Source organism: Pseudomonas sp. Lb2C2 (genome assembly GCF_052112205.1).
Classification (GTDB): domain Bacteria; phylum Pseudomonadota; class Gammaproteobacteria; order Pseudomonadales; family Pseudomonadaceae; genus Aquipseudomonas; species Aquipseudomonas kilonensis.
Genome location: NZ_JAUTYW010000003.1, coordinates 210,030 through 227,988, shown reverse-complemented (window position 1 = coordinate 227,988; position 17,959 = coordinate 210,030). Strand labels below are relative to the sequence as shown.

The 17,959-nt window shown below is 59.2% G+C and carries 16 protein-coding genes; 1 reads left to right on the top strand and 15 read right to left on the bottom strand.

Annotated elements, in window-relative coordinates; all coding sequences use genetic code 11:
* Nucleotides 1-322 precede the first annotated feature (322 nt).
* On the top strand, nt 323-1,318 hold the full coding sequence (gene ftrA, locus Q7F16_RS09365; protein ID WP_046063367.1) for a transcriptional regulator FtrA: 996 nt from the start codon (nt 323-325) through the stop codon (nt 1,316-1,318).
* A 5-nt stretch (nt 1,319-1,323) separates the two neighbouring features.
* Here ftrA and nudK read toward each other — a convergent pair whose 3' ends face one another.
* The 15 genes from nudK to Q7F16_RS09290 form a co-directional block, all read right to left on the bottom strand.
* On the bottom strand, nt 1,324-1,920 hold the full coding sequence (gene nudK, locus Q7F16_RS09360; protein WP_046063368.1) for a GDP-mannose pyrophosphatase NudK: 597 nt from the start codon (nt 1,918-1,920) through the stop codon (nt 1,324-1,326).
* Nucleotides 1,921-1,972: 52 nt separating this feature from the next.
* On the bottom strand, nt 1,973-3,406 hold the full coding sequence (locus tag Q7F16_RS09355) for an FAD-binding oxidoreductase (protein WP_046063369.1): 1,434 nt from the start codon (nt 3,404-3,406) through the stop codon (nt 1,973-1,975).
* A 19-nt stretch (nt 3,407-3,425) separates the two neighbouring features.
* Nucleotides 3,426-4,583 (bottom strand): L-talarate/galactarate dehydratase, encoded by a 1,158-nt coding sequence (locus Q7F16_RS09350; RefSeq protein WP_046063425.1) that lies wholly within the window; start codon nt 4,581-4,583, stop codon nt 3,426-3,428.
* Nucleotides 4,584-4,663: 80 nt separating this feature from the next.
* Nucleotides 4,664-6,184, bottom strand: a complete 1,521-nt coding sequence (locus Q7F16_RS09345) for a tripartite tricarboxylate transporter permease (protein WP_046063370.1) — start codon at nt 6,182-6,184, stop codon at nt 4,664-4,666.
* Nucleotides 6,185-6,193: 9 nt separating this feature from the next.
* A complete protein-coding gene (locus Q7F16_RS09340) occupies nt 6,194-6,667 on the bottom strand; it encodes a tripartite tricarboxylate transporter TctB family protein (protein WP_046063371.1) in 474 nt (157 codons plus the stop codon).
* A gap of 76 nt (nt 6,668-6,743) precedes the next feature.
* The gene (locus tag Q7F16_RS09335; protein ID WP_046063372.1) at nt 6,744-7,715 is read right to left on the bottom strand and encodes a tripartite tricarboxylate transporter substrate binding protein; all 972 of its coding nucleotides are present in this window, start codon (nt 7,713-7,715) and stop codon (nt 6,744-6,746) included.
* 518 nt (nt 7,716-8,233) lie between these two features.
* Nucleotides 8,234-10,066 (bottom strand): glutamine--fructose-6-phosphate transaminase (isomerizing), encoded by a 1,833-nt coding sequence (gene glmS / locus Q7F16_RS09330; RefSeq protein WP_046063373.1) that lies wholly within the window; start codon nt 10,064-10,066, stop codon nt 8,234-8,236.
* A 1-nt stretch (nt 10,067) separates the two neighbouring features.
* Entirely contained in the window at nt 10,068-10,844 is a 777-nt protein-coding gene (locus Q7F16_RS09325; protein WP_014340985.1) for a DeoR/GlpR family DNA-binding transcription regulator, read from the bottom strand.
* 211 nt (nt 10,845-11,055) lie between these two features.
* Nucleotides 11,056-12,423, bottom strand: coding sequence for a bifunctional UDP-N-acetylglucosamine diphosphorylase/glucosamine-1-phosphate N-acetyltransferase GlmU (gene glmU / locus Q7F16_RS09320; RefSeq protein ID WP_041476218.1), 1,368 nt, complete (start codon nt 12,421-12,423; stop codon nt 11,056-11,058).
* 115 nt (nt 12,424-12,538) lie between these two features.
* Nucleotides 12,539-12,964 (bottom strand): F0F1 ATP synthase subunit epsilon, encoded by a 426-nt coding sequence (locus Q7F16_RS09315; protein ID WP_003207087.1) that lies wholly within the window; start codon nt 12,962-12,964, stop codon nt 12,539-12,541.
* Nucleotides 12,965-13,009: 45 nt separating this feature from the next.
* Nucleotides 13,010-14,386, bottom strand: a complete 1,377-nt coding sequence (gene atpD / locus Q7F16_RS09310) for a F0F1 ATP synthase subunit beta (protein ID WP_014340987.1) — start codon at nt 14,384-14,386, stop codon at nt 13,010-13,012.
* Between the two features lie 27 nt (nt 14,387-14,413).
* Nucleotides 14,414-15,274 (bottom strand): F0F1 ATP synthase subunit gamma, encoded by an 861-nt coding sequence (gene atpG, locus Q7F16_RS09305; protein ID WP_014340988.1) that lies wholly within the window; start codon nt 15,272-15,274, stop codon nt 14,414-14,416.
* A 50-nt stretch (nt 15,275-15,324) separates the two neighbouring features.
* On the bottom strand, nt 15,325-16,869 hold the full coding sequence (atpA, locus tag Q7F16_RS09300; RefSeq protein WP_003207093.1) for a F0F1 ATP synthase subunit alpha: 1,545 nt from the start codon (nt 16,867-16,869) through the stop codon (nt 15,325-15,327).
* 21 nt (nt 16,870-16,890) lie between these two features.
* A complete protein-coding gene (locus tag Q7F16_RS09295) occupies nt 16,891-17,427 on the bottom strand; it encodes a F0F1 ATP synthase subunit delta (RefSeq protein ID WP_003207094.1) in 537 nt (178 codons plus the stop codon).
* A 12-nt stretch (nt 17,428-17,439) separates the two neighbouring features.
* The gene (locus tag Q7F16_RS09290) at nt 17,440-17,910 is read right to left on the bottom strand and encodes a F0F1 ATP synthase subunit B (protein ID WP_003187193.1); all 471 of its coding nucleotides are present in this window, start codon (nt 17,908-17,910) and stop codon (nt 17,440-17,442) included.
* Nucleotides 17,911-17,959: the final 49 nt, after the last annotated feature.

Sequence of the window (17,959 nt, the reverse complement as noted above, 5' to 3'; positions counted from 1 at the left end):
CCATTCCCTTACAACGTCCAGGTTAATCCGAGTACAACTATCCACTCATCGACGACACCGATTGACCGTTAGGCCCTTTAACAGAACTTAGTAAGATGCGTACACCTCGGTAACCCGTACGAATCGAATTCTGTTGAAGCAGGAATAAATCTGGAAGTGACAATCCTCTACCGGAACGATGGGGTGGGGTACCGGTAACGCGGCGGTCACCTTTGTGAGGTGCAGCCGTCTTGGTTTTCCTGATTGCCTAGCAGCGATTGTAGGGACATGGGACTGTCCGCTACAGTGCAGCAGACGACAATAAACGGTGAATTTACGCCAAATGCACGCTCATCCCGGAACTGTGGCCATCCTCGTCTATGAGGGCCTTTGCGTATTCGAATTCGGTATCGCCCTGGAGATATTCGGGCTACCCCGCCCGGAGCTGGACGTCCCTTGGTATACCCACCGCATCGTCGCCGTCGACGAGGGGCCGATGCATGCCTTGGGAGGGTTGAAGATCTCCGTCGACGCCGGTCTGGAGGAGCTTGAAACCGCAAAAACCATTATCGTTCCCGGTTGGCGCAATCGTTATGAGCCGCCGCCCGAAGCGCTGCTGCAAGCACTCAAAAGAGCCCATGCCCGCGGCGCGCGCTTGCTGTCCATCTGCTCGGGAGTGTTCGTACTCGCCGCCACGGGGCTGCTCGATGGGGAAACCGTGACCACGCATTGGCAATTTTCCAAAGAGTTGGCCGAACGATTCCCCAACATCAAGGTTGACCCTAATGTGCTCTACGTCGATTCAGGCCAAATGATCACATCAGCCGGAAGCGCGGCCGGTATCGACGCTTGCCTGCATTTGATCGCTCGGGATTTCGGCACGCACATCGCCAACTCGGTGGCCCGACGCCTCGTCATGGCGCCACAGAGAACCGGCGGCCAGTCACAATTCATCGTCGCGCCAGTGTGTAAGTCGCCGCGCAACGAACTGACGCGAGTCCTGCAATGGATTCGCGAAAACCTGAATCAACCATTGAGCGTGGTTGACATGGCGGCTCGCGTGACCATGAGCGAGCGCACCTTTCTGCGGCGTTTCATTGAAACCACGGGACTGTCGCCCAAGGTCTGGCTGCAACAGGAACGGCTGAACCGGGCTAGGGAGCTGCTGGAAAGTACTGACCAGAACACCACCAGCATCGCACAGGCCTGTGGATACCGGTCGGTGGAAAGTTTCCGCGCGGCCTTTCGCAACGCGGTGGGACTGGCTCCCTCGGCCTACCGTGAAAGATTCGGCAGTGGCGAAATCAGCAAACAAGCGGCCTGGATGGCCAACTGCTGACACTGCTAATCCAGCAACCGATGCAGCTTGGCGTACTGCAACAGCATGATGGTCTTGCCGTCGCAAATCTCCCCGGTCTCGATCATGCCCAAGGCCTGGTCGAGGGACAGCTCCAGCACTTCGATCTCTTCGCCCTCGGCTTCCAGGCCGCCGCCTGCGTGCTGCTTGTCTTCATCGAAGTACTCGCCGACGAAAAAATGCACCCGTTCAGTCACCGAACCCGGGCTCATGAAGGCTTCGAACACCTTGCGCACGTCCTGGATGATATAGCCGGTTTCTTCCTGGGTTTCCTTGCGGATGCAGGTGTGCGGGTCGTCGTTGTCCAGCAGGCCGGCGCAGGTTTCGACCAACAGACCGTCGTGTCCGTTGACGAAGGCCGGGAAGCGGAATTGCCGGGTCAACACCACGGTCTGCCTGGTCTTGCTGTACAGCAGGATAGTGGCGCCGTTGCCACGGTCGTAGGTCTCGCGCGTCAGCTCGCGCCATTGGCCGTTGCGGCCGAGGTAGTCGTAGGTGGTCTTGCGCAGTACGTACCAATCATCAGAGAGGACTTCGACGTGCTTGATGCGTACGCGATCTTTGGTGGCGGTTACTTGTGTCATCACCCACTCCATGTCTGGTATTCGAGCGGGAGGCTAGCAGAGGCCGGCTCGATCACTCCAGCCCGGCGGTGAAGACCTTGCCGGGGTTCATCAGGCCGGCCGGGTCCAGCGTGCGCTTGATGGCGCGCATCAACTCGATCTCCAGAGGATCCTTGAAGCGGACCGCCGCTTCAGGTTTGGCTTGTCCCAGCCCATGTTCGGCACTGATGCTGCCGTTGAAGGCACTCGTCATCCGGTAGATGACTTGCATGATCGCGTGTTCGCGAGCCTTGAACGAAGCGTCCACATCGCCGACCGGTTTGCTGATGTTGTAGTGCAGGTTGCCGTCGCCCATGTGGCCATAGGAAACGATGCGCACGCCCGGAAAGTCCTGTTGCAGGGCTCTATCGGTACGTTCAATGAACTCCGGTATCCGGCTCACGGGCACGCTGATGTCATGCTTGAGGCTTGGGCCTTCATGATTCTGCGCCTCGGAAATACCTTCGCGCAGCGCCCATAGCGCCGCGGCCTGCGCCTGGCTGCTGGCCAATACCGCATCAATGGCCCAACCGTGCTCGAAGGCGTGGGCCAGGCCGTTTTCAAGCAACGGCGTCAATGGCGCGTCGGGCACCGTGTCGCGCAGCTCAATCAAAGCGTACCAAGGGTGCTTCGTTTCCAGCGGATCACTGCAGCCGGCCACGTGATCCAGGACGAAATCCAGGCTCTGGCGCGACATCATCTCGAAACCCGTCAGGCGGTCGGCGCACAGGCTGCGAACATAGCCGATCAAGTCCACCGCCGCCTGCGGCGAAGGCAGCGCGACCCACGCTGTCGCCGTGCTGTGGGTCGCCGGGAACAGTTTGAGCACCGCCGCGGTGATAATGCCCAGCGTGCCCTCCGAGCCAATGAATAAATGCTTGAGGTCGTAGCCGGTGTTGTCTTTACGCAAACCTCGCAACCCATTCCAGATACGGCCGTCGGGGAGCACCACTTCCAGGCCGAGGGTCAGCTCACGCATGTTGCCGTAGCGCAGCACCGCCGTTCCGCCGGCATTGGTCGCCAGATTGCCGCCCACCGTGCAACTTCCCTCTGCCCCCAGCGACAGTGGAAACAGCCGATCGGCCTCCTGGGCGGCGTCCTGCAACTGCTGCAGGATCACCCCGGCCTCGACCGTGATGGTTTCATTAGCCAAGTCGATTTCACGGATGCGCTTCATCCGGGTCAGGGACAGCACCACTTGGTTGCCAGAGGCATCAGGGATCGAGCCGCCGCACAAACCGGTATTGCCGCCCTGGGGCACCAGGGCAATCCCGGCGTCATGGCAGAGCCGTACAACATCAGCCACCTCTGCGGTGGTGGCCGGGCGTACCACCAGGGCGGCCTGGCCCTGGTAGGCGTTACGCCAGTCCGTCAGATAGCCGCGCATCAGCTCAGGATCACGCACCAACCCTGACGGTCCGACCACCTGCTCAATGCGTTGGATGACTTCATGGCTCAACGACGACATGCCTCTCTCCTCAATCGGCTTACGCACGCTTCCCGAACTCAGTCTGGTTCGCCGTCCAGCCCGCCACTCGGTCGCTCAAGGACAACCCCAGGCCAGGCCGGGTGGGCACCAGCATGCGCCCGTCACGCGTCTCCATGCGCTCGTTGAACAGCGGCTCCAGCCATTCGAAATGTTCCACCCAGGGCTCACGGCTATACGTGGCGGCCAGATGAATGTGCAGTTCCATGGCAAAGTGCGGCGCAATCATCAAACCCGCTTGCTCGGCCGATGCCTGGACCTTGAGGTAAGGGGTTATGCCACCAACACGGGGCGCGTCGGGCATCAGGTAATCGGCTGCGCGCAGTTTGATGAACTCCCAGTGCTCGGCAACGCTGGTGAGCATTTCACCGGTCGCGATCGGCGTATCGAATTGCAGCGCCAGCGCGGCATGACCTTCAGCGTCATAGCAATCGAGCGGTTCCTCGATCCAGATCAGGTTCAACGGCTCAAGACGGCGGCACATGCGCTGCGCAGTGGGCCGGTCCCATTGCTGGTTGGCATCGACCATCAATGGGAAGTCATCGCCCAAGTGTTTGCGGATGGTGCTGACCCGATGCAGATCCAGTGCCTGGTCAGGCTGCCCGACTTTGAGCTTGATGCCACCGATGCCCTTTTCCCGAGAGAGGTCGGTATTGATCATTAATTGTTCAAGCGGCGTGTGCAGGAATCCACCCGACGTGTTGTAGCACTGGACGGAGTCGCGATGGGCACCGAGCAAGCGAGCCAGGGAAAGATTGGCCCGCTTGGCTTTCAGATCCCACAGGGCGACGTCAAATGCGCCAATGGCCTGTGTGGCCAGGCCGCTGCGCCCCACTGAGGCACCCGCCCAGCAGAGCTTGTCCCACAGTTTTGAAATGTCGCTGGGGTTTTCGCCGATGAGGCTGGGGGCGAGTTCCTGGGCGTGGGCAAATTGCCCGGGACCACCGGCGCGCTTGGAATAGCTGAACCCCAAGCCACAGTGGCCATCCCTGGTTTCGATTTCCACGAACAACATGGCGATTTCTGTCATTGGCTTTTGCCGACCGGTCAACACCTTCGCATCGCTGATGGGGTTGGCCAATGGCAGGAACACCGAGGCCACGCGCACCCAGGCAATGCGGTCGTCGTCGGCGGAAGGCATTTGAGGCGTGTCTTGCATGGCTTTGCTCCGAACGTTTGGGTTTGGCTGCTGCAACACCTGTTCGGGTTGCAGCAGCGAACGCGGACACATGCAGCGGGCTAGCTGCGCATCAATTCAATAGCAGCGCTTTTCCTGTTGCGAATGACCGTCACCAGGTGCCAGGAGATGGAGGCGGCAGCCAAGATGAGAAAGCCCGCCGAGATGGGATTGGTCAGGAAGCCGCCGAAGTTGCCATCGGACAGCATCAAGCCACGGCGCAAGTTGGTTTCAGCCATCGGACCGAGGATGAAACCGATGATGAACGGTGCAATCGGCAAACCGGCTTTTACGAACCCGTACCCCAGCAAGCCAAACAGCAACACCGCCCAGACATCGAAGATCCGGCTGTTCAAGCCGAAGGCCCCAACCACGCACAAGACCAGGATGATCGGCAGCAGGATGTGCTTGGGCACCGCCAGCAACTTGATGAACATGCGCAGGCCGTAGAACTCGAGCACCAGCATCAGCACGGAAGCGAGGATCAGCGCGGCGAAAATCGTATAGACCAACGGTGCCTGGCTGATGAACAGCAGAGGCCCGGGCTGGATGCCGTGGATCATGAAGCCACCAAGCATCACCGCCGTGGTGGTGTCGCCGGGAATGCCGAGCGTCAGCAGTGGAATCATCGCGCCACCGATGCCGGCATTGTTTGCCGTCTCGCTGGCCACCACGCCGTCAATCTTGCCTTTACCGAACTCCTCAGGCGTCTTGGAGCGTTTCTTTGCAACGATGTAAGAAACGATATTCGACGTACCGGCACCGATACCGGGCAGGATGCCGATACCGAGGCCGATCAGGGATGAACGGGTGGCGTTGGGCAGTTGGCCAACGAACTCCTTCATCGAAAAACCAAAACCTTTCACGCCTTTCATGCTGACGTGCTGGGGTTTGGCCCGGTGGCTCAGACGCGCGCTTTCCGCGAATTTCAGCACTTCGGCAACCGCGAACATGCCGATCATGACCGTGAGCATGGCGAAGCCGCCGTTGAGGCTCGGCAGGTCAAAGGTAAAACGACGGATGGCCTCGACCGGGGCGATCCCCACGGTGGAGAAAGCAAAGCCCAAGGCACCGGCAAACAAGCCTTTGACCAGCGAGCCGGTGGACAGCGTGGCAATCAACGTCAGCGAGAAAATCGCGATAGAGAAGTATTCGTGCGGGCCAAAGCTCAGGGCCAGTTCCGCCAGGATCGGGGCGATGAACATCAGCGCGGCGATACTGAAGATAGTGCCGAGGAACGAGAACACCACGCCAATGCCAAGGGCCTTGACGCCATGACCTTGTTTCATCAGCGGCCAACCATCGAATGTCGTGGCGATGGAGGCCGGCGTTCCCGGTATGTTGAGCAATATCGCCGATATCAGCCCTCCCGAGGTGGCGCCAACGAACAGCGCAACCAACAGCGCCAGGCCAGTACCAGGCCCCATCGAGTAAGTCAGCGGCAGAAATAGAGCGATCGCCATCGTGGCCGAAAGTCCAGGAATAGCACCAAAGATAATCCCTACCACCACGCCGAGGGTGATTATCAGGAAAGCGTAGGGTGTAAGTACGGCTGCGAAGCCTGTTTGCATGAGTTCAATCATGGCCGTCCCCTAGAAATCCAATAGGCCGACCGGCAGAAGCAAGTCGAAGCCATGGCGAAAGATGTAAAAGATCAGAACAGCCGAAACGACCGCGATCAGTGCGTATCGCAGGTGCTTGACCTTTTCGTCCGCCGGGGTCAATACGATGAACTGGGCATAGAGATAAAGCACAGTCGTGATCACGAAACCCAGCGGCACCATCAGCGCCGTGTAAAGCAGCACCAATGCCATGGATTTGATGACGGTTGGGTAATCGATCGCCTCGGGCTTTTCCACAGGCTCGGCACTTTTATCCGGCAGCTTGCGCCACACCCACAATTGCAACGCACCCAACAGGCACAACGCGACGGCGAGTACCCAAGGGACAAACGCGGCATCGACCGTCCCGCGACGCGGCAGGTTCAGGGTCAATACCAGATAAGCGATGCCGGCGCCGAGCATCGCCAGGCCGGCGATCAGCTCGTTTCTTTTATAGGAATCCATACAGGCTCCTCTTGCTGGGAAGGACAGGTTGTCGGGTGCTGGCCAGCGCGGCGCGCACCCGAGCCGTTACGTAAAATTATTTGGTTTTACGCATCTCGTCCTTGAACTGCATGAAGCTGTCGCGGGTTTTATTCAGCGTGGCGACGGCTTCTTCGGGGCCCTGGAAGCTGACCGGCTGCTTGAAGGACTTCTTCAATTCCTCGGCATATTCCGGCTCTTCGGTGATTTTCTTCATGGTGTCGGCCATTTTCTTGACGATGGCCGGGTCGGTGCCTTTCGGGAAGGCAACGACGTAAGGCTTGTCGAGGATCAGGTCCACGCCTTGCTCCTTGAAGGTCTTGACGTCGCCCAGCAGCGCGTTTCGCTCAGCGTTAGGCTGCCCCAGGGCAGTCATCTTGCCGCTGGAAATGTAATCCTGGACCGAGCCATAGCTGATGGCGCCGAGGTCGATGCGCTTGCCTAGCAGGGCAACGATTTTTTCCGAGACGGTGCCGCTGTCGACCATTTTCAGCTTCACCCCGGCGAGCTTCTCGAACATCAAGCCTTGCAGGTGCGAGAAGTTGCCCATCTCGGTGCCGTAGGTGATGGTGCCCGGCTTAGCCTTGGCCTTCTCGATCAACTGGTCGAGGCTGTCGATGCCCGAGCTCTTGGCCGAGACGAACACCGCGCCCTTGTCGACGCCAGCGATGCAGGAGATATCGAACGCATCGAAACGGTCTTCGGACAGCCCCGCGACCTCGTTGACGATCAACTGGCCGGTGTGAGTAAACAGAATGGTATTGCCATCCGGCGCTGCGCTCTTGACCGCATCGGCGGCGATGGTGCCACCCCCACCGGCCATATTGGTGACCACCATGGTCTTGCCGGTGACCTTGGTGAAGTACTTGGCCATCATGCGAGCGTTGAAATCAGTGTCACCACCAGCATTGGCGATCACCACAACCTGAACCGGACGATTTGGCCAGTCGCTGGCATCGGCAGCCATCGCCGTACCAGCAGTCAAGCTCATGAACGAGGCGATCAAAGAGGCGCAGAGTGTTTTCTTCATTATTGTTCTCCGGGTGCAGCCATTCGTTGTGGGATTGAGGTTGAGCGAAAAACGGACACGCCCAGCGCTAACGCCTGGTGGGGCAGGCGATACTGATTGAACGTTGAGATAGGGGAATTTGACCGCACCGGCGAGCGCGCACAGGGCTTTTCGGAAGGTAAAGAAGGTAGCTGGCGCACGGCGATAACGCGTGGAGCCGGTGGACTGCAAGTTCGCTGGGCGGCAAATGTAGATAACATGGCAGCGCCTTTCGTTTTTATTATTTTTCGTGTCATACGTTGTCGTATGACTTGATATCATCACCTATGCCCCACGTTGTCAACGCAGTTGTTCAGCGGCGTGCCGCGAATACGACGAACAGGGCGGATGAATCAGGCGTATCGAATCGTTGCTCCTGGGGCGAAGTCGGCCTGAAGTTTATTTGCCCCCAATAAAAAACCCCCTGAATTTCAGGGGGTTGGTTTTTGAGCGCTTCGGATCCGAGCCGACAGGCTAGCTCCGTGGCCCGTGCTCCGGCCTTACTCGACCGTGACCGATTTCGCCAGGTTACGCGGCTGGTCCACATCAGTCCCCTTGAGCACCGCCACGTAGTACGACAACAACTGCAACGGGATGGTGTAGAGGATCGGCGACAGGATGTCGTGGATGTGCGGCATGTGTACCACGTGGGTGCCTTCGCCATTGGTCATGCCGGCCTTCTCGTCAGCAAAGACAATCAACTGGCCGCCACGGGCGCGCACTTCCTGCAGGTTGGACTTGAGCTTTTCCAGCAGCTCGTTGTTCGGCGCGACGGTGACCACCGGCATGTCGTTATCCACAAGCGCCAGCGGGCCGTGCTTGAGCTCGCCGGCCGGGTAGGCCTCGGCGTGGATGTAGGAGATTTCCTTGAGCTTCAAGGCCCCTTCCATCGCCACCGGGAATTGCGCGCCACGGCCCAGGAACAGGGTGTGGTTCTTCTCGGCGAACAGCTCGGCGATTTTTTCCACAGTACCGTCCATGGCCAGGGCTTCGCCCAGGCGAGCCGGCAGGCGGCGCAGCTCTTCGACCAATGTTGCCTCGACCCCTTTGCCCAGGGTACCGCGCACCTGACCCAGGGACAGCGTCAGCAACAGCAGGCCCACCAGTTGCGTGGTGAACGCCTTGGTCGACGCCACACCGATTTCGCGGCCGGCCTGGGTCAGCAGGGTCAGGTCGGATTCGCGCACCAGCGAGCTGATGCCGACGTTGCAGATCGCCAGGCTGGCGAGGTAGCCCAGCTCCTTGGCATTGCGCAGAGCGGCCAGGGTGTCGGCAGTCTCACCAGATTGGGAAATGGTGACGAACAGCGTGTCAGGCTGCACCACCACTTTGCGATAGCGGAACTCGCTGGCGACTTCGACCTGGCACGGAATACCGGCCAGCTCTTCCAGCCAGTAACGGGCAACCATGCCGGCGTGATAACTGGTGCCGCAGGCCACGATCTGCACGTTGCGGACCTTGGCGAACAACTCGGCCGCCTGTGGACCAAACGCTTGGACCAGCACCTGGTTCTGGCTCATGCGGCCTTCCAGGGTGCGTTGCACCACGGCCGGTTGTTCATGGATTTCCTTGAGCATGAAGTGGCGGAACTCGCCCTTGTCGGCGGCGTCGGCACCGTCGCGGTACTGGACGGTCTCACGCTCTACGCTTTTGCCATCGAGGTCCCAGATCTGCACGCTGTCGCGGCGAATTTCGGCGATATCGCCTTCTTCCAGGTACATGAAGCGGTCGGTGACCTGACGCAGCGCCAACTGATCGGAGGCCAGGAAGTTTTCCCCCAGGCCCAGACCGATCACCAACGGGCTACCGCTGCGCGCCGCCACCAGACGATCCGGTTGTTTCGCACTGATGACCGCCAGCCCATAGGCCCCGTGCAGTTCCTTGACGGTGGCCTTGAGGGCGACGGTCAGGTCCACCAGGTCCTTGAGCTTGTGATTGAGCAGATGGGCGATGACTTCAGTGTCGGTGTCCGAGGTGAACACATAGCCGAGCGCCTTGAGCTGTTCGCGCAAGGCTTCATAGTTCTCGATGATGCCGTTGTGCACTACCGCCAGATCGTCGGAGAAATGGGGATGGGCGTTGCGCTCGCAAGGTGCGCCATGAGTGGCCCAACGCGTGTGGGCAATGCCCAGGCGACCAATCAGCGGTTCAGCGTCCAGGGCGCGTTCCAATTCGCTGACCTTGCCCGGACGACGCATCCGCTCAAGCTTTTCGTCGTTGGTCAATACCGCCACACCGGCGCTGTCGTAGCCGCGGTATTCCAGGCGCTTGAGGCCTTCGAGCAAGATTGCTGTGATGTTGCGTTCAGCAACGGCGCCGACAATTCCACACATGCTATTTCTCCTGGCTGACAGGCGCGCAGATCACGGTGATGCCGCGGGCCTGAATCTGATCGCGGGCCTCTACGGGCAGGCGATCATCGGTAATGAGGGTATGGACGCTGCTCCACGGCAGCTCCAGGTTGGGGATCTTGCGGCCGATCTTGTCGGCCTCCACCATCACGATCACTTCCCGGGCAACCTCAGCCATCACACGGCTCAAGCCCAGCAGTTCGTTGAAGGTGGTGGTACCTCGAACCAGATCGATGCCGTCGGCGCCGATGAACAGCTGGTCGAAGTCATAGGAACGCAGGACCTGCTCGGCCACCTGGCCCTGGAACGACTCGGAGTGAGGATCCCAGGTGCCGCCGGTCATCAACAGCACCGGCTCGTGCTCCAGTTCGCTCAAGGCATTGGCAACGTGCAGGGAATTGGTCATCACCACCAGGCCCGGCTGTTGGCCGAGTTGCGGAATCATGGCCGCCGTGGTGCTGCCGCTGTCGATGATGATGCGCGCGTGCTCGCGGATCCGCTTCACAGCGGCCCGGGCAATGGCCAGTTTGTACTTGGAGACGCTTTGCCCGTTATCGGCCACCAACTCCTGCGGCATCGGGACCGCGCCACCGTAGCGACGCAGCAGCAGGCCATTGGTTTCCAGGGCGGCGAGGTCCTTGCGAATCGTAACTTCCGAGGTTTCGAAGCGCTTGGCCAACTCATCCACGCTGACCTCACCCTGCTCCTGGAGCAAGGCAAGGATGTTGTGACGGCGTTGTGGCGTGTTGCGTTTCGACATGGCGGTATAAGTTTCGATTCGAAAGATAACGTAAGCAATCAAAACCTATTGACGCGATATCGTCAAGGCAGCAGAAGAAAAATTCAGAAACTCCCTAAATCACTGTGGGAGCGAGCTTGCTCGCGAAGGGGCCAGGTCAGGCAATGCTGCTTTACCTGATTACACCGCTATCGCGAGCAAGCTCGCTCCCACAGGAGGGTTGTGGATAACTTTAGGGCTTCTTGATTTTCTCCGGTCGCTTCCAGCCGTCGATGTTGCGTTGGCGGGCGCGTCCGACTGCCAATTGGCCTTTATCCACATTCTGGGTAAGGGTCGAACCGGCTGCCGTGGTCGCACCGCTGGAGATATCCACAGGTGCTACCAAGGAGTTGTTCGAGCCGATAAACACATCTTCACCCAACACGGTTTTCCACTTGTTGGCGCCATCGTAGTTGCAGGTGATGGTCCCAGCGCCGATGTTGGTGCGGGCGCCGACTTCAGCGTCACCGAGGTAGGTCAGGTGCCCGGCCTTGGCACCTTCACCCAGGTGAGCATTCTTCAGTTCGACGAAGTTACCCACATGGGCACGGGCTTCCAGCACCGATCCTGGACGCAGGCGGGCAAACGGGCCGGCGTCGCTGCCCTCCCCCATGATCGCACCGTCGAGATGGCTGTTGGCTTTGATCACCACGCCTTTGCGCAGGGTGCTGTCCTTGATCACGCAGTTCGGGCCGATGACCACGTCGTCTTCGATGACGACCTTGCCTTCGAGGATGACGTTGATGTCGATGACCACATCGCGGCCCACGCTGACTTCACCGCGCACGTCGAAACGGGCCGGGTCGCGCAGGGTCACGCCTTGGGCCATCAGGCGGCGGGCGGCGCGCAATTGATAGTGGCGCTCCAGCTCGGCCAGTTGCCGGCGATCATTGGCGCCCTGCACTTCCATGGCGTCCAGCGGCTGCTCGGTGGCGACCACCAGCCCGTCGCTGACCGCCATGGCAATCACGTCGGTCAGGTAGTACTCGCCCTGGGCGTTGTTGTTCGACAGACGACTCATCCAGTCACCCAGGCGCTCGGCCGGCACGGCCAGAATCCCGGTGTTGCCTTCAGTGATCGCGCGCTGGGCTTCGTTGGCGTCCTTCTGCTCGACAATGGCGGTCACTTGGCCATCGACGTTACGCACGATGCGGCCATAACCGGTGGGGTCATCCAGCTCGACGGTCAACAGACCCAACTGTTGTGGCGCAACATGCTTGAGCAGGCGCTGCAAGGTGTCGACTTCGATCAGCGGCACATCGCCGTAGAGAATCAGCACCGTATCCGCCGTGATGAACGGCACGGCCTGGGCCACCGCATGGCCAGTGCCCAGTTGTTTGTCCTGCAGGACGAAATTCAGGTCATCGGCGGCCAGGCGTTCGCGCACCGCATCGGCACCGTGGCCGATCACCACGTGAATGCGCTGTGGATCAAGTTGCCGGGCGCTGTGGATAACATGGCCGAGCATGGAATTACCGGCTACCGGGTGCAAGACCTTGGGCAGCGCCGAACGCATGCGGGTGCCTTGACCGGCCGCGAGGATAACGATTTCGAGAGACATGACTGGCTACCAATCCTGGGTGGTCAGCGGCTGCGACCAGATGATGAGTATCGGGAAAAGAAAAAAGGGTAGCCGAGGCTACCCTTTTTAATCAATCGCACAGAAAGCAGACGGCTTAGCCGCCGAACTTCTTGCGGATCTGCTGGACGGTGCGCAGCTGGGCTGCAGCCTCGGCCAGACGTGCAGCAGCAGAACCGTAATCGAACTCCGCGCCACGCTCGTGCAGGGCCTTCTCGGCAGCCTTGACGGCTTCCTGAGCGGAGGCTTCGTCCAGGTCGGCAGCACGTTGCACAGTGTCGGCAAGGACCTTGACCATGTTCGGCTGAACCTCGAGGAAACCACCGGAGATGTAATACACCTCGGCTTCCCCGCCCTGCTTGATCAAGCGGATCGGACCCGGTTTCAGATTAGTGATCAGCGGTGCGTGACCCAGAGCGATACCAAGATCACCCAGCTCACCATGCGCAATCACCATCTCGACCAGGCCGGAGAAGATTTCCCCTTCCGCACTGACGATATCGCAATGGACTGTCATAGCCATCTGATTGCCTCAACCTAAATTAGCGCGCGTTGCCGGGCGCCGGGATTACAGTTTCTTGGCTTTCTCGATCGCTTCTTCGATGCCGCCGACCATGTAGAACGCTTGTTCTGGCAGGTGGTCGTAGTCACCGTTGAGGATGCCTTTGAAGCCAGCAATGGTGTCTTTCAGGGAAACGTATTTACCCGAGGCACCGGTGAAGACTTCAGCCACGAAGAACGGCTGCGACAAGAAGCGCTGGATCTTACGAGCGCGGGATACCAACTGCTTGTCGGCTTCCGACAGCTCGTCCATACCCAGGATCGCAATGATGTCCTTCAGCTCTTTGTAGCGCTGCAGCACGTACTGGACGCCGCGAGCGGTGTCGTAGTGCTCCTGGCCGATCACGTTCGGGTCCAGCTGGCGCGAAGTCGAGTCCAGTGGGTCAACCGCTGGGTAGATACCCAGGGAAGCGATGTCACGGGACAGAACGACGGTGGCGTCCAAGTGGGCGAAGGTGGTCGCTGGCGACGGGTCGGTCAAGTCATCCGCAGGTACGTATACCGCTTGGATCGAAGTGATCGAACCTTCCTTGGTCGAAGTGATACGTTCTTGCAGAACGCCCATCTCTTCAGCCAGGGTCGGCTGGTAACCTACTGCCGAAGGCATACGGCCCAGCAGTGCGGAAACTTCGGTACCGGCCAGGGTGTAACGGTAGATGTTGTCGACGAACAGCAGAACGTCGTTACCTTCGTCACGGAACTTCTCGGCCATGGTCAGGCCGGTCAGGGCTACGCGCAGACGGTTTCCCGGCGGCTCGTTCATCTGGCCGTAGACCAGTGCCACTTTGTCCAGAACGTTGGAATCCTTCATCTCGTGGTAGAAGTCGTTACCCTCACGAGTACGCTCACCCACACCGGCGAACACGGAATAACCGCTGTGCTCGATGGCGATGTTACGGATCAGTTCCATCATGTTTACGGTCTTGCCAACACCGGCACCACCGAACAGACCGACTTTACCGCCCTTGGCGAACGGGCAAACCAGGTCGATAACCTTGATGCCGGTTTCCAGCAGGTCGTTGCCGCCCGCCTGTTCAGCGAAGGATGGCGCAGGACGGTGAATGCCCCAGCGCTCTTCGGTGTCGATCGGACCCGCTTCGTCGATCGGGTTGCCCAGTACGTCCATGATCCGGCCCAGGGTCGCTTTACCGACCGGTACGGAGATGGCTGCGCCAGAGTCGACAACGTCCAGACCGCGCTTCAAGCCTTCGGTAGAACCCATCGCAATGGTACGAACGATGCCGTCGCCCAGCTGCTGCTGAACTTCCAGGGTAGTTTCCGCGCCTTGTACTTTCAGCGCGTTGTAGATGCTCGGTACGCTGTCGCGTGGAAATTCCACGTCGATAACGGCGCCGATGATTTGAACGATACGTCCGCTACTCATAGCTGGATCCTCTGAATATTTGAACCGTTAAACCGCGGCAGCGCCGCCGACGATTTCCGAGATCTCTTGGGTGATCGCAGCCTGACGCGCCTTGTTGTAGATCAGCTGCAAATCGCTGATCAAATCACCGGCGTTGTCGGTAGCGTTCTTCATCGCGATCATCCGCGCTGCTTGTTCAGCTGCGTTGTTCTCGACCACCGCCTGGTAGACCTGCGACTCCACGTAGCGGACCATCAAGCCGTCAAGCAGCTCCTTGGCATCCGGTTCGTAGAGATAGTCCCAGTGGTGCTTGAGTTCCTGTTCCGGGGTCGCCACCAGTGGGACCAATTGCTCCACGGTTGGCTGTTGCGTCATGGTGTTGATGAACTTGTTGGATACCACGGACAGGCGGTCAATCCGGCCTTCCAGGTAAGCATCCAGCATCACCTTGACGCTGCCGATCAGGTCATTGATCGACGGTTCTTCACCCAGGTGGCTGATAGCAGCGACGACGTTGCCGCCGAAGTTGCGGAAGAAAGCCGCACCCTTGCTACCAATCACGCACAGATCGATCTCGACGCCTTGTTCGCGGTTTACAGCCATGTCCTTGACCAGGGCCTTGAACAGGTTGGTGTTCAAGCCACCACACAGACCACGGTCACTGCTCACCACGACGTAACCGACGCGCTTGATAGCACGGTCGATCATGAACGGGTGGCGATATTCCGGGTTGGCGTTGGCCAGATGACCAATAACCTGGCGGATGCGCTCCGCATAAGGGCGGCTAGCAGCCATGCGCATTTGTGCCTTGCGCATTTTGCTGACCGCCACTTTTTCCATGGCGCTGGTAATTTTTTGCGTGCTTTTGATGCTCGCAATCTTACTGCGAATCTCTTTTGCGCCTGCCATGTAACACCTATCAGGTTAGCAAGCGGGAGCCTTGCGACTCCCGCTGCGGCTTACCAGGTTTGGGTGGCCTTGAACTTCTCGATACCGGCTTTCATGCCAGCGTCGATTTCGTCATTGAAGTCACCCTTCACGTTGATCTTGGCCAACAAGTCGGCGTGATCGCGGTTGAAGTAAGCAATCAGCGCTTGTTCAAAGCTGCCGACCTTGGCGATTTCAACGTCAGTCAGGAACCCACGCTCAGCGGCATACAGCGACAGCGCCATGTCAGCGATCGACATTGGTGCGTATTGCTTCTGCTTCATCAGCTCGGTAACGCGCTGACCATGCTCAAGTTGCTTACGGGTCGCTTCGTCCAGGTCAGAAGCGAACTGGGCGAATGCCGCCAGTTCACGATACTGGGCCAGGGCGGTACGGATACCACCGGACAGCTTCTTGATGATCTTGGTCTGAGCGGCACCACCCACACGGGATACCGAAACACCGGCGTTCACAGCAGGACGGATCCCGGAGTTGAACATGGCCGATTCCAGGAAGATCTGACCGTCGGTGATGGAAATCACGTTGGTCGGAACGAACGCGGAAACGTCGCCAGCCTGGGTTTCGATGATCGGCAGAGCGGTCAGGGAGCCGGTCTTGCCGGTCACTGCGCCATTGGTGAACTTCTCTACGTACTCTTCCGAAACGCGGGATGCGCGCTCCAGGAGACGGGAGTGGAGATAGAACACGTCGCCTGGGTAGGCTTCACGGCCTGGTGGACGGCGCAGCAGCAGGGAGATCTGGCGGTAAGCCACTGCCTGCTTGGACAGATCGTCATAAACGATCAGCGCGTCTTCACCGCGGTCGCGGAAGTATTCGCCCATGGTGCAACCGGAGTACGGTGCCAGGAACTGCAGCGCAGGAGATTCCGATGCGCTGGCCGCCACGATGATGGTGTTGGCCAGGGCGCCGTTTTCTTCCAGCTTGCGAACCACGTTGGCGATGGTCGATTGCTTCTGACCGATGGCTACGTAGACGCAGAAAATGCCGCTGTTCTTCTGGTTGATGATCGCGTCGATCGCCAGAGCGGTCTTACCGATCTGACGGTCGCCGATGATCAGCTCACGCTGGCCACGGCCGACAGGGATCATGGCATCGACAGCCTTGTAGCCAGTCTGTACAGGCTGGTCTACCGACTTACGCCAGATCACGCCAGGAGCAACTTTCTCGACCGCGTCGGTCTCGGTGTTGTTCAGCGGACCTTTGCCGTCAACAGGGTTGCCCAGTGCGTCGACAACGCGACCCAGCAGTTCCTTACCAACCGGAACTTCGAGGATGCGGCCGGTGCACTTGGCGCTCATGCCTTCGGCCAGCGACTGGTAGGAACCCAGTACAACGGCACCTACGGAGTCTTGCTCCAGGTTGAGGGCCATACCGTAGACGCCGCCCGGAAACTCGATCATCTCGCCGTACATGACGTCGGCCAGACCGTGAATCCGCACGATACCGTCAGATACGCTGACGACAGTGCCTTCGTTACGGGCTTGGGAGGTCACATCGAGCTTGTCGATGCGGCCCTTGATAATTTCACTTATTTCGGAAGGATTGAGTTGCTGCATTGCTCTGCTGCCCCTTCAAACTCAAGATTTCAATGCTTCGGCAAGTTTCGCGATTTTGCCGCGAATCGAGCCATCGATAACCAGGTCGCCGGCGCGGATTACAACGCCCCCTATCAGGGACTTGTCTTCCTCGACTTGCAGGCGCACTTCCCGGTTGAGTCGTGCACTGAGAACCTTGGCGAGTTTGTCTTGCTGTTCTTGGTTCAATGCGAAAGCACTGGTCACTTCCACGTCTACCGACTTCTCTTGCTCGGCCTTGTACAGGTCGAAAAGAGTGGCGATCTCCGGCAGAAGCAGGAGACGGTCGTTTTCGGCAACGACGTGAATGAAATTCTGTGCCTTGGCATCGAACTTGTCGCCGCACACGTCAATGAACGTGGCGGCCTTTTCTGCGCTCGTCAGTCGCGGGGCCTTGAGCACGCGCTGCATGGTGTCGTCTTGCGACACCGCTGCAGCCAGGCCGAGCATGGCTGACCAATTGGCCAGTTGCTGGTGGGCCTGAGCGTGCTCGAAGGCCGCCTTAGCGTAAGGTCGGGCCAACGTGGTCAGTTCTGCCATGATCGCCCTCGCTTAGATTTCAGCAGCCAGTTGGTTAACCAGCTCTGCGTGCGCGTTTTGATCGATTGTGGCACCCAGGATCTTCGAAGCACCGCCAACGGCCAGGGCACCCACTTGGGCACGCAGCGCGTCTTTGACACTGTTGAGTTCCTGTTCGATCTCGGCTTGAGCCTGAGCCTTCACACGGTCAGCTTCGACGCGAGCCTGTTCACGGGCTTCGTCGACAATCTGGGTACCGCGTTTCTTGGCTTGCTCGATGATTTCAGCTGCCTGAGCTTTCGCTTCGCGCAGTTGCTGACCCACTTTCTCATGGGCCAACTCCAGGTCGCGAGCTGCACGGCTGGCAGCGTCCAGACCATCAGCGATCTTCTTTTGACGTTCGTGCAATGCCGCAATGACCGGAGGCCATACGAACTTCATGCAGAACAGTACAAAAATCAGGAACGCAACGGACTGGCCAATCAGGGTCGCATTAATGTTCACGCCAACACCTCGCAGTTACGTTGTCCATCACACCAATCTACTCGAGACA

Excerpts from the sequence above, each read along its gene's own strand:
- atpD (WP_014340987.1), bottom strand. The coding sequence starts at position 14,386 with ATGAGTAGCGGACGTATCGTTCAAATCATCGGCGCCGTTATCGACGTG.
- atpG (WP_014340988.1), bottom strand. The coding sequence starts at position 15,274 with ATGGCAGGCGCAAAAGAGATTCGCAGTAAGATTGCGAGCATCAAAAGC.
- Q7F16_RS09295 (WP_003207094.1), bottom strand. The coding sequence starts at position 17,427 with ATGGCAGAACTGACCACGTTGGCCCGACCTTACGCTAAGGCGGCCTTC.
- Q7F16_RS09345 (WP_046063370.1), bottom strand. The coding sequence starts at position 6,184 with ATGATTGAACTCATGCAAACAGGCTTCGCAGCCGTACTTACACCCTAC.
- nudK (WP_046063368.1), bottom strand. The coding sequence starts at position 1,920 with ATGACACAAGTAACCGCCACCAAAGATCGCGTACGCATCAAGCACGTC.
- Q7F16_RS09350 (WP_046063425.1), bottom strand. The coding sequence starts at position 4,583 with ATGCAAGACACGCCTCAAATGCCTTCCGCCGACGACGACCGCATTGCC.
- Q7F16_RS09340 (WP_046063371.1), bottom strand. The coding sequence starts at position 6,667 with ATGGATTCCTATAAAAGAAACGAGCTGATCGCCGGCCTGGCGATGCTC.
- atpA (WP_003207093.1), bottom strand. The coding sequence starts at position 16,869 with ATGCAGCAACTCAATCCTTCCGAAATAAGTGAAATTATCAAGGGCCGC.
- glmU (WP_041476218.1), bottom strand. The coding sequence starts at position 12,423 with ATGTCTCTCGAAATCGTTATCCTCGCGGCCGGTCAAGGCACCCGCATG.
- Q7F16_RS09335 (WP_046063372.1), bottom strand. The coding sequence starts at position 7,715 with ATGAAGAAAACACTCTGCGCCTCTTTGATCGCCTCGTTCATGAGCTTG.
- Q7F16_RS09325 (WP_014340985.1), bottom strand. The coding sequence starts at position 10,844 with ATGTCGAAACGCAACACGCCACAACGCCGTCACAACATCCTTGCCTTG.
- Q7F16_RS09355 (WP_046063369.1), bottom strand. The coding sequence starts at position 3,406 with ATGTCGTCGTTGAGCCATGAAGTCATCCAACGCATTGAGCAGGTGGTC.
- ftrA (WP_046063367.1), top strand. The coding sequence starts at position 323 with ATGCACGCTCATCCCGGAACTGTGGCCATCCTCGTCTATGAGGGCCTT.
- Q7F16_RS09315 (WP_003207087.1), bottom strand. The coding sequence starts at position 12,964 with ATGGCTATGACAGTCCATTGCGATATCGTCAGTGCGGAAGGGGAAATC.
- glmS (WP_046063373.1), bottom strand. The coding sequence starts at position 10,066 with ATGTGTGGAATTGTCGGCGCCGTTGCTGAACGCAACATCACAGCAATC.